The sequence below is a fragment of the Daejeonella oryzae DSM 19973 genome (assembly GCF_000422945.1).
Taxonomy (GTDB): Bacteria; Bacteroidota; Bacteroidia; order Sphingobacteriales; family Sphingobacteriaceae; genus Daejeonella; species Daejeonella oryzae.
Window position 1 is genome coordinate 1438842 of record NZ_AUHA01000002.1, and the last position, 14174, is coordinate 1453015.

Annotated in this window: 14 protein-coding genes; 10 read left to right on the forward strand and 4 right to left on the reverse strand. The window is 36.2% G+C overall.

Annotated features, from left to right (window positions below; all coding sequences use genetic code 11):
* Positions 1-27 precede the first annotated feature (27 nt).
* From G521_RS0106690 to G521_RS0106720, 6 genes are all read left to right on the forward strand, one after another.
* Positions 28-855 carry a hypothetical protein gene (locus G521_RS0106690; protein WP_026897852.1) on the forward strand — a complete coding sequence of 276 codons (828 nt, stop codon included), beginning with the start codon at positions 28-30 and terminating at the stop codon, positions 853-855.
* 271 nt (positions 856-1126) lie between these two features.
* Complete coding sequence (locus tag G521_RS0106695) at positions 1127-1855, forward strand: hypothetical protein (RefSeq protein WP_155975689.1); 729 nt, start codon at positions 1127-1129, stop codon at positions 1853-1855.
* Positions 1856-2377: 522 nt separating this feature from the next.
* On the forward strand, positions 2378-2668 hold the full coding sequence (locus G521_RS17730; protein WP_262496277.1) for a phosphoribosylanthranilate isomerase: 291 nt from the start codon (positions 2378-2380) through the stop codon (positions 2666-2668).
* 114 nt (positions 2669-2782) lie between these two features.
* The gene (locus G521_RS0106710) at positions 2783-3547 is read left to right on the forward strand and encodes a VOC family protein (protein ID WP_220096046.1); all 765 of its coding nucleotides are present in this window, start codon (positions 2783-2785) and stop codon (positions 3545-3547) included.
* A gap of 118 nt (positions 3548-3665) precedes the next feature.
* Positions 3666-4778 carry a ligand-binding sensor domain-containing protein gene (locus tag G521_RS16670; RefSeq protein ID WP_081675022.1) on the forward strand — a complete coding sequence of 371 codons (1113 nt, stop codon included), beginning with the start codon at positions 3666-3668 and terminating at the stop codon, positions 4776-4778.
* 197 nt (positions 4779-4975) lie between these two features.
* Positions 4976-5617: a hypothetical protein gene (locus tag G521_RS0106720; RefSeq protein ID WP_155975691.1), complete on the forward strand. Its 642-nt coding sequence runs from the start codon at positions 4976-4978 to the stop codon at positions 5615-5617.
* Here the strand turns inward: G521_RS0106720 and G521_RS18285 are convergent.
* Entirely contained in the window at positions 5587-5970 is a 384-nt protein-coding gene (locus G521_RS18285; protein WP_026897857.1) for a helix-turn-helix domain-containing protein, read from the reverse strand. The genes G521_RS0106720 and G521_RS18285 overlap by 31 nt on opposite strands.
* Here G521_RS18285 and G521_RS0106730 point away from each other — a divergent pair.
* A complete protein-coding gene (locus G521_RS0106730; protein WP_026897858.1) occupies positions 5957-6394 on the forward strand; it encodes a VOC family protein in 438 nt (145 codons plus the stop codon). The genes G521_RS18285 and G521_RS0106730 overlap by 14 nt on opposite strands.
* A 125-nt stretch (positions 6395-6519) precedes the next feature.
* Here the strand turns inward: G521_RS0106730 and G521_RS17735 are convergent, their stop codons facing one another.
* The gene (locus G521_RS17735; RefSeq protein ID WP_051189537.1) at positions 6520-7821 is read right to left on the reverse strand and encodes a sensor histidine kinase; all 1302 of its coding nucleotides are present in this window, start codon (positions 7819-7821) and stop codon (positions 6520-6522) included.
* Positions 7822-7863: 42 nt separating this feature from the next.
* Between G521_RS17735 and G521_RS18110 the strand changes: the two genes are divergently transcribed.
* Positions 7864-8019, forward strand: a complete 156-nt coding sequence (locus G521_RS18110; protein ID WP_155975693.1) for a hypothetical protein — start codon at positions 7864-7866, stop codon at positions 8017-8019.
* 45 nt (positions 8020-8064) lie between these two features.
* Here the strand turns inward: G521_RS18110 and G521_RS0106745 are convergent, their stop codons facing one another.
* Entirely contained in the window at positions 8065-8244 is a 180-nt protein-coding gene (locus G521_RS0106745) for a hypothetical protein (RefSeq protein ID WP_026897859.1), read from the reverse strand.
* A 168-nt stretch (positions 8245-8412) separates the two neighbouring features.
* Between G521_RS0106745 and G521_RS0106750 the strand changes: the two genes are divergently transcribed.
* Positions 8413-9258 (forward strand): CvfB family protein, encoded by an 846-nt coding sequence (locus tag G521_RS0106750; protein WP_036678281.1) that lies wholly within the window; start codon positions 8413-8415, stop codon positions 9256-9258.
* 17 nt (positions 9259-9275) lie between these two features.
* Here G521_RS0106750 and G521_RS0106755 read toward each other — a convergent pair whose 3' ends face one another.
* The gene (locus tag G521_RS0106755) at positions 9276-11651 is read right to left on the reverse strand and encodes a hybrid sensor histidine kinase/response regulator (RefSeq protein ID WP_051189539.1); all 2376 of its coding nucleotides are present in this window, start codon (positions 11649-11651) and stop codon (positions 9276-9278) included.
* Between the two features lie 232 nt (positions 11652-11883).
* On the opposite strand from G521_RS0106755, the gene G521_RS0106760 reads away from it, so the two are divergent.
* Positions 11884-14172 (forward strand): GH92 family glycosyl hydrolase, encoded by a 2289-nt coding sequence (locus tag G521_RS0106760; protein ID WP_026897862.1) that lies wholly within the window; start codon positions 11884-11886, stop codon positions 14170-14172.
* The last annotated feature ends 2 nt before the right edge of the window (positions 14173-14174 follow it).

Sequence of the window (14174 nt, forward strand, 5' to 3'; positions counted from 1 at the left end):
CCTGTAACTGTTAGCAGCCATACCACCATGACACAAGAAGATTATCAATGGCATATCAACTTAGTTAAGGACAGAAACCATGACCTTAACCTGACATTTGAGCAAGCCGAGCAAATTTATAAAATTGAGGAAGATAAAAGTATTTATTCTGAGAAGCAGTACTTCTCGGCATGGGAAGAAATGGACTATGAACTTTCAACTTTCAAGAAAATATTGAATCCAAAACAATTTGCCACTTTCGAAATAAATATGAAAGAGATAGTTGAAAATTATCAACAAAGTCTCATAGAGCAGGACACAGAAAAGCTAATTGAAATTGAATTCAATAAAGCGACAATAAAATATTATGAAGAGCAGTTTTTGCCAGGTTTTTTTAAAGAACCTTTACTTTATACGTTTCATTGGCTTTCAGCTGACAAAGCAAAAATTGAATTCCTAAAAGCTGAATACAAAAAGTTTTTAGACGATTCAAGAAAGCGAATACTTATAGAGCATTTTAGACATTACAGAACTTTCAAACCAAATGAACTTGAAGCTTCACTGCTTCAACACAAACTATCATATTTATGGCCAGACTATTTGTCTTTCAAAGCAGTGATGGACGAACCGACAAAAGTAATAACTGAATACCTAAAGCAAAAGTTTAAATACGTCATAGAAAAGTACGATGAATTCATAGCAAAAAAACTAGAAGAATTAATTGTATTTAATAAAGAAAATTCTGACAAATATCATGATGATAGCCATGGAGGTTGGCATACAATAGTTATTGGTCAAACGAACACAGAAGAAGAAGAAAAAGAGTATAGAGCTATGTGTGTATTACTTCTTGATCGAGAAAAGTACGGCTGCTAACATGAGGTTTGCTGCTATGACGGCTTGACGGCAGCTTCAACTATCTATCATCTTCAGCTTCGGCTTGACCGTTTTATAATGGGATTTTGTCCTAAATTTAATCATCAAAATTCTAATCAGCTTCAGTTGCCTGGCTGACTTTTTTTTCAAATACCGGCAGAGCAGCAAGCCTTAACCGTTACCTGCAACTTAATGAAAGTCCTTACATATAATGGGAAAATCCATGACATCTGAAGAAATGCAAGTTGAACTCAAGCGAATTAGAGATATCTTGCTTGCAACACTCAACTATCACCTTGAGCATTACACAGGGAGCATTGTTTTTGACCAAAGGGACCCTGCCGAAGAGTATTACCTGAAACAAATCGACGAAATAGAGAATGACTTTCAAAAGCTCCGGTTAGATGAACTTCAGGAACGATGGAGCCATTTTAAAGAACGACTATCCAGAAGGGTTGATTTAGGGTTTACAAATTATATAAAACAAAAGACCGGATATGATATCGACATCTTCGAAGACCTGCGAAAACGTGTTGCCCCTATCATTGCCCAAAACAAAATAGATAATGTAAAAGAGGCTCAGGATGTAAGCAACATTCTCGAGGTTTATCAAAAAGTAAGCAATAATGACGGTGAGGTCACCACCTTACGGCAACTTCTTAATGAATACAACCAGAAATTCAAAAAACCTACCCTTTCAAAATCGCTTGGACGAATTATTAAAAACTTGGAGGAAAAACATTCACCAAACCATAAGCACAGTATATTCATTCAACATAGTGGCAGTGGTGTAAATGCTTTGACTACTGTGGTAATCTCTGTCCCGGGAGGATCAGGTCCTATCTATTGTGCAAGAGGAGCAAACTTACCTATTAAAGCATACTGGAAGGATGATTCTACTATTATTATTGAAACTAACAAGAATAACATAATCGATCATAAGCATGAACAGGTTAAGAGTTATCAATATATTATTAAAATAGAATATGTTGAGACCTAAGATAAGATAGGCAGCAGGTTACACAGGATTTAAATTATGCCCGGGTGACGTGAATCTCGTTCCTTTTCTTCTTTTTATTTATTTTGGTGATGGTGACTGGTAAGTGCTTTTTAATCGGGCACAACTTAAACCCTTAACCTTTAGCAGTCATTATGAAGACGAACAAGTAAAAAACATAACGCTGAAAAATATGACAAAAACAGAAATAGCAAAAGCTTTCTCAAATGGAGAATTTGAAAAACAAACAAGTTCATTTCGGATACAGCTGTTTGGACTGTTGTAGAAGAAGATACTTTTATAGGTAAACAAGCAATCATTGACAATTGTGAGCAAGTCGGTAGTTACTTCCTGTCCGTGACAACCGCACAACATTATCAACCATTACAGACGAGTAAATACAACGACCATTCAAATTGTACACGAGCTGAAAAAAAGTGAGTATGAAATACTTCGTAACGAATTACCAAATGTGAAATTAGTGCAAGTCATTCACGTATTGACGACGATTCAGTAAAAGAAGCCATTGAAATTTCAAAGTATGTTGACGCAATTTTATTGGACAGCGGAAACCCAAATTTATCCGTTAAAGAATTGGGTGGAAAAGGAAGAACACATAATTGGGATTTAAGCCGAGAAATAAGAAACTCAATTTCAATTCCTTTATTTCTTGCAGGTGGACTAAATAAGGACAATGTTCGACAAGCCATTGAAGCTGTGCAACCTTTTGGACTTGACCATTGCAGTAGCGTTCGGACAGACGGAAAACTTGACCCACAAAAACTAAAAGATTTTTTTAATGCAATTGACAACTAAAACAACGGACGAAAAAAGGGCGAACCGCTAACATTGGTTTGGCAATATGGCGGCTGAAGTGCTTCTATGAAACATTTATGCGGGGTTAAACAGCAGTAATTCAATTTAACTTTTGTGCTAAAAATCCGCCACATCGCCAAGCCGCAAACCGTTGGCAGTCACTGTAAAAAACGACCTGTAGAAATTGAACATAAAAAAATGAAACAAAATTTAACTCATATTGCAATAGTTGTAGACGACTATGACAAAGCAATTGAATTTTATACTCAAAAATTAAATTTCACTTTATTAGAAGACACTATACTTTCCGACACAAAACGTTGGGTTTTGGTTAGACCAAAAGGTGCAAATGAGTGTTCTTTATTGTTAGCCAAAGGAGCAAATGAAGAACAAATAAGCAGAATTGGAAATCAAACTGGCGGACGAGTTTTTTTATTTTTGCATACTGACAATTTCAAAAGAGACTATCAAAACCTAATAGAAAACGAAATTAAGATTGTTAGAGAACCAAGTTTTGAAGACTACGGAACAGTAGCCGTTTTTGAAGATTTATACGGAAATCTTTGGGATTTAATTGAACCTAAAAAAGTTGAACAAAATTTCTATTCGACAGGAATTTTAAAAATAAAAGACCTGACCAAAATTGATTTCGCAGTTTCTCAACTTATAAAATTGAGAGATCAGACACTGCTTGAAACTGGAAATATTTCATTCGACATAAAACAAGTGAAGGATGACCCAAGCAAAATTATTCTTTGGGAATGCTTTAAAAATGAACAGTCATTTAATGACCATTTAAACTCAAAACATCTTCAAGACTTCACAAAACTTTGCTTGGTAGAACTTGAAAATGGGTACATAACAAACAATATTGAATAAGCAACGAACCGCCAACATCGGTTTGGCAATGTGGCGCTGAAGTGCTTCTATGAAACATTTGTGCAACGCCAAATCGCAAAGCCGACAATTGTTATGAGTCATACTAAAAACCAGCTGAATGCGAGTAAAATCAAATAGACAATACATATTTATCCTTTGCTGCACATTTTTGATTGTTGTAACAATCTCTTGTAATAATCAAAGTCGATCAAATAAGGGAAATCAGATAGTACAGGCTAAAAGTAATACTCAACCCATTGAAAGTGGAATCAACGCTATAAGATTAAAATACACAACAGGAGTTCGTTCAATATTAGAAGATAGTAAAGGAAATATTTGGTTTGGTAGTTACAATGAAGGAGTGTGTTTGCTTCATAATGGAAAGCTCCAATATTTCACAACAAAAAACGGATTAAGTGACAACCAGGTTAGGAATATTTATGAAGATAAAAATGGCATAATTTGGTTTGAATGCGGAAGAGGGTTGAGTATTTATAGTGGAAAAGAAATAACTACATACAAACACCGAAATTACAATACAAAGAACGAGTGGAAATTAAATGAAAGTGACCTTTGGTTTAAAGGAGATGAAATTGAGGGCTATAATAAACTTGAAAATTATCCTGGAGTGTATCAATATGAAGGTCAAAAGCTTTCCTATCGCCCGTTTCCTGTTACACCCAAACCCGGAGATGGGTTTAAATATTACATTTCAACACCTTTTGTCAAAGGTAAAAATGGAACTGTTTGGTTTGGAGCATACGGCGCTGTAATAGGATATAATGGTTCAAATTTTAAGATACTGGATAATGAGTATCTTGGGCTAAACTCAGAAACTAGTTCTTTGCATGTTCGAAGTATAATTGAAGATAGAAAAGGAAATCTCTGGATTGGTAATAATGGTATGGGGGTTTTGAAATATGATGGAAAAAAAGTAGTCAATTTCACAGTACAACAGAAATTGACGAAGGAGTATACGAAAGGCAATTCTCTTGAAAAGGTTTTTTCGATTGGTGAAGATGCTAAAGGAAACATTTGGTTCGGTACTGTAGGTTCCGGTGTATGGAGATATGATGGTAATTCCGTAAAAAATTTCACTAATGAGGATGGACTTAAAAGTAAACACATTTGGACTATTTATAAAAGCAAACAAGGAGAGTTGTGGTTTGGAGGAGCAAACCCAAGTGGTATATATAAATTCAATGGCAAGTCATTTGAAAAAAAATATTAACAAGAAGTACGAATGCATAACAGGCGTTTGGCAAAAAATCGAGTTGAGTGGTTAATTGAACATTTTACCTCATATCAACTTTTGTGTAGGGCTGACATGTTTAGTGCTTCAAAATTCGCTTCTTCGCCAATGCAAAATGTTATGGGATATCTTATTGTCAGGATACGGGATTATTCCGTTATAAAACCAAAAATATAATGAAACAAATAATTTATCTATCAGCTATACTGGCAATGCTCTCCTGCAACAACCATCCGCCAGCGAATGAAGAATCGGCTAAAGAAACTCCAACTACAATATCAAAATCTCCGGAAAGTTCATCTAAAGCGTTGAACAAAATACAGACCGTTGATGGAATAAAGGCTGCTTATTCATCCATAATTTCTAAAATTGCAATGAAAAATATGGATTCGATCTCATTTAAATACAATTGCAATGGCGAAAAAACCGGAAAAGTGCTATACTTTATTGAAAACGGAAAAGTCCGATTAATAAAACATACATATAATGAATACAGCCATTTCTCTGCAACTGAACAATACTTTATAAATGATGGCGAAGTTTTCTTTGTTCTTTATAATCACGTCTCATGGAGTTTTGTTGACCAGGACAAAACCAAAGACGATATTACGGAAAAGCGATTCTATGTAATAAATAACAATCCTGTAAAATGCCTCCAAAATAAATCTACAGTCATATCCAGTTCTGGCAAAGCAGGTAAACCAACTGTTGTTTCAAACAACGAAATAGAATGTTCATCATTTGAACCTGCATTAAAGCAGTTTAATACGCTTATAAAATTAAGTGGTCAAAGGAAGGATCTTAAATGTCTGGAATAGAAATCCACTAACAACAATTTACGAATGACTGGAAATCCCATTTCATCGGATATTTCTGAAATATTCAGGTTTTTGTTTTCCGGCAGCAAAACAATTCGTTCTTTAGCGTATCGTTGTATCCATTGCGATGCTGTAATGCCTGTATTGGTTTTGCAAATTTGATTCAGATGTTTTGCGGTGTTATGTAGTCGGTCGCTGTAAAATTGCACTTCCCGATTTTTCCTGCAATGGAGTTCAACCAGATAAACAAAGCGTCCGTATAAGGTTCCAAGTAATGCTGAACTGCAAATTTCCTCTTTTGTGTTTATATTAAACTTTTGTACATTAATACCAAAAATTATGGCACTGATCAATCCTCACATTAACTTCAACGGAAATGCTGAAGAAGCTTTCAATTTCTACAAATCTGTATTTGGTGGAGAGTTCGTAAAGATTATGCGTTTCAAAGATCTGTCAAGCCCTGAAAATCCGGTAGCAGAAAATGAGGCAAATAAAATAATGCACATTGCTTTGCCAATTGGCAAAAATATTTTAATGGCCAATGATGTTCCCGAAAGTATGGGTCGGGTAAATGAAAATGAGAACAGATCTAAAATCTCTATTAGTGCGGTAAGCAAAGAGGAGGCCGACAGGCTATTTAGCGGACTTTCAGCAGGCGGAAATATTGAAGTGCCAATTGGCGAAAGCCCCTGGGGTTCGTATTTTGGAATGTTTAGAGATAAATATGGTATTGAATGGATGGTAGATTTTGACCCAAAATATAAGGGGGAATTTTAAAATTTATAAAGCTCATTGGTAATAAATGGAAATAAAATACGCTACACAAATGAGTTATATGTTGCACTCTAAGTTTTAATGAGATAAAATTTAAATCTAATGGAATAGTTGCTTCTCAATTCAAATTATCCGGCCTTTGTATTCGGAATAATTAAAGAAAAGGCACTTCCTTTCCCGAATTCAGACTCTGCGGTAACTGTGCCTCCTATCCGATCAAGGATTTCTTTTACAATATAAAGTCCCAGTCCGCTTCCTGTAATACTCGAATTTGCCCGGTAAAACATTTGAAAGATCTTATTCAATTTATCTTCCGGAATTCCTAAGCCGTTATCAATGATTTCTATTTTTGCCTCATCAGTACCTGTTTTAATCCGGATATGGATGAATCGTTCTGCTTTATCGGGATCATAATATTTAATTGCATTGGAGATCAGGTTATTTAAAACCACCGCAATTCTCTTTCTGTCTGAATAAAAAATCCCCTGTTGCTCAATATCCAACTGAATATTCAGATTTTCTGTTTCAATAGAATAGCTCAGTGGTTTTTTAATTTCCTCCAGTAGGTTGCTGAAACTGATTTCGTCATGCTCAATATCTACCCGGCTATTCTTAGAGTATTCAATAATATCTTTAATTAGCCCGTCGAGGCTGGCTACACAACTTTCAATCAGATTGATGCATTTATTTTTTTCTGCCTCCGTATCCTGAAGCTTGGCAAGAGTTACTAATCCCATAATGGAAGTTAAAGGAGAACGCAGCTCGTGCGACGCACTGTACACAAAGCGATCGAGTTCTGAATTGGTTTTAACAAGCTCTTTATTTTGATCTTCCAGCTTTTGTTCAGCCAGCTTGCGTTCGGTAATATTCTTAATTATTCCATCAACCTGCGTTAGTTTACTATCAGTAAACACCGGTACAACCGATACTTCGATCCAGCGAATGTTTTTGTCTTTCAGTATAATTCGGTATTCAGAATTGATAGATTCTCCGGTCAGGAGTCTTTCATTGTCGCGGTCAATAATATACCGGTCATCGGGATGAATTACTTCAAACCACAGATTTACATTATTTTTAAAGTCCTCGATAGAATATCCGTAAATCTTTTGGCATCCGGCCGATAAATAATTATACCGGTTATTAATCAGGTCCCGGGAATAGAACCCTTCGCTAACTACATGAAAAATTCGGTTTAATTCGTTTTTGGTCAATTTAAGTTCTTCAGATTCTTTTTGAAGCCGGCTTTCTAAATTGAGTTTTTGATTTTCCAGATCTGATACCAGGGTTTCCTTTTGGAGCTGATCCTTCTCAAAAGTGTCATAGGTGCTGCTGATTTTGCTTAACAAACGCAAAAAATCATCCGGTAACGAGCTCTGTTCAATAGAAAAATCCTTAATCTGATCAGACAGCAACTTATTTAAATCTCCCATACATAGCACTATTATTTGGCGTATTAAACTTAATCCATTCTTTTGGGAGAAAGAATTACTGCAATTTATTTTCTTAAATATAAAACAGTAAATGTTAAAATGAAAATTTTAAATAGCCTGAACAATAGGAATTTATTATTTGTGGCTGTGGAAGATTCAACTGCAAACCAAATGATTGTTGCAATGGGGGCAAAATAAAAAAGCCCGATCTTTTGAGATCAGGCTAATTGTATTTTAGAGAAATTATTTAGAGGCAGGTGCTGAAATATAATTTTGGGATTTCAGTGTTTTTCCGGTTGACTCTTTGTTGCACTGACCTAACAGAAAATAGATCAGGACGAAAATTAATATGGTCGAAAAACAACCACCTCCCAATTTTTTGGCACCATATCCGGCAATTAATGCTCTGAAGAATTTATTCATATTCGTTTTGTTAATTAAATGAAGTTTTTTACTAACTGATAATTGGTAGAAAAGTTTGCCGAAATACAATCGTTTCAAAATTTCATTATCACCTAAAGGATTATAATATCTTTGCAGTTCAGAAAGATTTAATATTCTTCAGAATACTAATCAGCAGCAAGCATAAAAATGGAAATCGGAAATTATAACGAGCTCAGATATATAAAAAAAACAGACTCAGGTTTGATTTTAACTGACGGAGAAAAAGAGGTGATATTGCCTTATAATCATGCACCAGCCGAAGCAAATATCGGCGATAATTTACATGTGTTTGTGTATGTGCATGCCGATGGAAGATTGTTTGCAACTACCCAAACTCCTTTAGCGTGTGTGGGCGATTATGCCTTTTTGCAGGTTGTTGATGAGAATGAGAACGGAGCATTTCTAAGCTTAGGGATAGATAAAGATGTTTTCGTTCATCAGAGAGATCAAAAGCGTCCCATGAAAATGGGAGGAAAATACGTGGTATATATTTTTCTCGACGATAACGACCGCATTTCTGGCTCTTCCAAAGTAGCCGAGTTTGTGGAAGTTGAAGACATTGATCTGGAAGTGGCTGATGAAGTAAATTTGCTGATTTTTGATCAAAGTGATTTGGGTTTTAGCGCAATTGTTAATCAGAAATACGCCGGACTTTTATATCATAACGAGGTTTTTGAAGAACTGCAACCGGGCGATGTAAAAAGAGGATTTGTAAAAAAGATTACTGAAGGGAATAAAATAGACCTGAGCCTGCAGGTTATTGGTTTCAAGCATATTCTGGATTTGAAAGAAAGCATCATGCTTGATCTGAAGGAAAGCGGCGGAATATTGGCATTGGGAGACAAAAGTTCTCCTGACGAAATTTATACCCGTTTAAAGATCAGCAAAAAGGCATTTAAAAAAACAATAGGTTCTTTATACAAAGAGAGACTGGTAGAAATTTCTGATTTTGAAGTAAAACTGGTAAAGCCTCCTTTGGATGATGAAAACTAAGCTGCAATAAACTTTTATTAAGTAAGTACATTTTCAATCTTACTCAACAGGCTGGTTACTTTCTGATATAAAAGTTTGGCGTCCAGAGGTTTGGTCATATAGTCATTTACACCTAACTCAAAAACACGGTCTTTGGTGCTTTCCAGAACATCGGCAGTTAAAACAATGATTGGGATTTGCCTATTAGACTCTCCCGCAGTTCCGTTTCTAATGGCCTCAGTAGCTTCATAGCCATCCATAACCGGCATTTGAAGGTCCATTAAAACTATGTCAATATCCGTAGTTCGCAGTATTTCCAGGCTTTCCAGTCCGTCGTTTGCAAAACTAACTCTGGTATTTTTCCATTTTTTGAGAATCATTTTAATGACCATCTGGTTCATTTGATTATCCTCAACTACCAAAATATGCTTATCTGATAAATCACATTCATCAACAGGAAAAAGGTTGACCGGTTTTTTCTCTTCAGGAGCCAGGACGTAATCTAATGAAATGCAGCATACTGTTCCTTCATTCGGTTTGCTTTCTAATTCTATTTTTCCTTCATGAAGATCAACCAAAGCTTTTACCACGCATAAGCCTATCCCAAAACCGCCGAATTTTCGTTTATTGTTGATGTTTATCTGAGAAAACATTTCGAAAACAGAATCCAGCTTTTCAGGCGCAATTCCAATTCCCGTATCGCTGATAATAAAATTTAAGCTGATTTCATTATCCTCATGATTTTGGGTTTCAACACTGAAACGTACAATTCCCTGTGGAGTAAATTTCAGGGCATTGCTTAGGATATTGTTTAATATCTGTTCAAGGCGAAGCGGATCTCCAATAACCGATGCATTTTCAGCCAGGGCGGAAGAGAAATTAAAATCAATTCCATTACTCAAAGCCTGCGTTTTAAACTTCTCATTCACTTTCTGAATAATAGAATGCGGACGAAATTTGATCCTGTCCAGCTTCAGATCACCCCGTTCAATTTGAGAAAAATCAAGAATGTCATTCACCGATGAAATCAGGCTGTTGGACGCCTGTTTAATTATTCCGCAGTTGGCTTTAATTTTCGGATCATCAATTTCACTTTCAATCATGATGGTCATGCCCAGAATTGCATTTAAGGGAGTACGCAACTCATGACTCATGTTTGATAAGAAATAAGATTTCATATCATTCATTTCCTCAGATTTTTGCAGGGCAATAGCCTGAAGTTCCTCTTTTTTAGTTTTTAACAGGCGAATGCGGTTGGCCATAGAAAGCGAAAGAGCAATGATTTCTAAACCGATACCTAATTTAGTAATGTTATCAATTGACGCGTTGTTTATCCATCCGAAATTAATTGCAATGACCAGGGTAAAACAAATAAATAAAATGCTGATACCCGAGGCATAATACAAATCAACGGGCTTCTTTTTAAACACTAAATGTCCTATCGATATTACGATCAATATCATCCCGGTTAAGGTTAAAATATTGACAACAGGATATGAAAACTTTAGAAAAGCGGGAATGAAGATGATGCCGCTCAGCACTATCCCGAAAAAGATATACAGCAATTTAAAACTGTATCTGAGCAATTTATTGCTGTTTTTAACATCTAAAATGATTTCGCTGTATTTGCCGAAAAAATAGGAGGAAACCACGGCAAAGATGATTACTGCATGAAGATTAATCCATGAATTACTGCGATCCAGATACTGATGGAAAAATCCGTCAAGCGCAAACTGGCATAGTGCTACAAAAGCAACGTATAAAGAATAATACAGGAAAGAAAGTTCGCTTATTGCAAAATAAAAAAACAGGTAAGTGACGGCAATTATTAAAAGAACGCCATAAAAAATACCCATAATAAACTGGTCATGATAGGTTGATTGCAATAAACTTTCCTGGCTGATTAGGTTTAGAGGTAAGCTATTTCTTTCTCCGTCATTTTTGATTTCTATAAATGCCTGTTTACGCTCGCCGGGATTTAATTTAATTTTAAACAGGGTTTTTCGATGATCAACAGCCCGTTGATTAAATGAAAGTTTGTCCCCGTTATGTTGGGTTAATACATTGCCCCGGCTGTCAATTAAATATAAATTTACATTATCGGTAATTGATTCTGCCGCTTCCAGATAATAAAACACCGGAATATTCAGAGTGTTAAGAAGTTCAAATTTTAGCCAGTAAGTATGATCTGTAAAACCCAGTTTCCCTAAATTACCGTTAAGCCAGCGAAATTTTAGATTTGCGGAATTGCTTTTAACCTGCTCAATAGAATAGTCCTGATAATTTGCGTCGGCCAGTTCAGCATACTTTAAAATCGAAATTTTAACCGGTAGTTCATCCTGTTTAAAAACATATTGGGAATGAGATTCTGTATAACAGAATAAAAGCAGGATTAAAATATAAAGTTGTTTCAAGTATAGAATATTCAAGGGATCAATACATGATTCTGACGCCCTAATGGGATCAACATTTTGCCAGAATCAATGGCGTGTAGATTATACGCAATATACCTCCATCGGGTTTAATACTTTTCTTTAAAGTTTCTTAAGTTGAATTAGAAATGAATTGAGTCCATTTTAAAACTTCATTTATAATACATAATCCCTATTTTGACTTTTTAATTTTTACATAGTTATTATTCATCGTATGCGATTTTTAATTCTTATTACGGGCTTATTTTTATCTGCCGGCCTTTCTGCACAAATAAAAAATTCAAGTTTTGAACCCGCAGAATATGTAAATCCCTTAATGGGAACCGATTCAAAACCTTCTCTTTCTAACGGAAATACGTATCCTGCCATTGGTGTTCCCTGGGGGATGAATTTATGGACTCCTCAAACCGGGAAGATGGGAGATGGCTGGGCATATACGTACGGAGCAGACAAAATTCGCGGATTTAAACAAACGCACCAGCCTTCGCCATGGATGAATGATTACGGACAATTTTCCATTATGCCCGTTACCGGAACTCTTAAAATTGATCAGGATGAACGTGCCAGCTGGTTTTCACATAAATCAGAAATTGTTAAGCCATATTATTACAGCGTTTACCTTGCAGATCATGATGTAAGTACAGAATTAACCACTACCGAACGTGCTGCTCAATTCCGGTTTACTTTCCCAAAAACCGACAGCGCATGGATAGTTCTGGATGCTTTTGACAAAGGATCATATGTTAAAATTATTCCCGGCGAACGAAAAATTATGGGTTACAGCACCCGCCACAGCCGCGGAAAATATGATGATTTTAAAAATTACTTCGTCTTAGAATTTGATACAGATTTTAAACTGGCGGGAACTTGGGATGGCAAAGAATTCAGTTCCAAAAAAATGGAGTTAAAAGCAAACCATACGGGTGTGGTTATCGGGTTTAAAACTCAAAAAGGAGAAAAAGTAAATGTTAAAGTCGCATCTTCCTTTATCAGTTTTGAACAGGCCAGCCTGAATCTGCAAAGAGAAATAGGGAAAGATGAATTTGAACAGACCAAAGAGAAGTCCAGAAAAATATGGAATGAAACCCTTGGTAAAATAAAAGTTGAAGGCGGATCAACCGATGAACTTAAAACATTTTATTCCTGTCTGTACAGAACGGTTTTCTTTCCCAATAAGCTTTATGAAATTAATGCCGTCAATGAAATAATTCACTGGAGTCCGTATAACAGCAAAATACTGCCGGGATATATGTTCGCCGGAACCGGTTTCTGGGATACATTCCGGGCATTATATCCTTTTCTAAACCTGGTTTATCCCTCCATAAATAAAGAAATGCAGGAAGGTTTGATAAATGATTACAAAGAAGGAGGTTGGCTGCCCGAATGGTCCAGTCCCGGCTATGCCAATATTATGATCGGTAATAATTCGGCTTCGGTAGTGGCCGATGCCTATGTGAAAGGCTTGAGAGGCTATGATATTGAAACGTTATACAAGGCGCTGATTCACGGAGCCAATAATGAAGGGCCCATTGAAGCTGTAGGCAGAGCCGGGGTTGACTATTATAATTCATTGGGTTTTGTTCCTTATGATGTTAAAATCAATGAAAATGCAGCCCGAACTTTGGAATATGCTTACGATGATTTTGCCATTTACCAGCTTGGAAAAGCTTTGGGAAAGCCAAAAGCAGAGATTGATGTGTATGCTAAACGGAGTATGAATTATAAAAATTTATTTGATCCGTCTACAGGGTTAATGAGAGGGAAAAACAAGGCAGGTGATTTTCAGTCCCCCTTTAATCCGTTTAAATGGGGAGATGCATTTACAGAAGGAAACAGCTGGCATTATACATGGTCGGTTTTTCAGGATATTGAAGGATTGGTTACGCTCATGGGAGGTAAAGAGAAATTTGTGAATAAGCTCGATTCCGTTTTCACTCTGCCGCCTGTTTATGATGACAGTTATTATGGCGGTATGATTCATGAGATAAAAGAAATGCAGATAGCTAATATGGGCCAGTATGCGCATGGAAATCAGCCTATTCAGCATATGATTTATTTGTATAATTACGCTGCTGAGCCATGGAAAACTCAATATTGGGTTCGCGAAACGATGGACAGGTTATATAAAGCAAGTCCGGACGGCTATTGCGGCGATGAAGATAACGGACAAACTTCTGCCTGGTATGTTTTCTCAGCCATGGGTTTCTATCCGGTTACGCCGGCCACCGATCAGTATGTATTGGGTGCGCCGCTGTTCAAAAAAATTACTCTGACACTTGAAAATGGGAAGCAAATAATTATTGATGCTCCCAATAATTCCGCAAAGAATAAATATATCAGTAAGATGAAGATTAACGGGTCGCTGTATAATAAGAATTGGCTAAGTCATTCAGAACTTCTTAAAGGAAGCAGGATTAATATAGAGATGTCGCCCAATCCAAATCTTAAACGCGGAACATCCGCCTCATCATTTCCTTATTCGTTTTCAACCCAGGCACAATAATA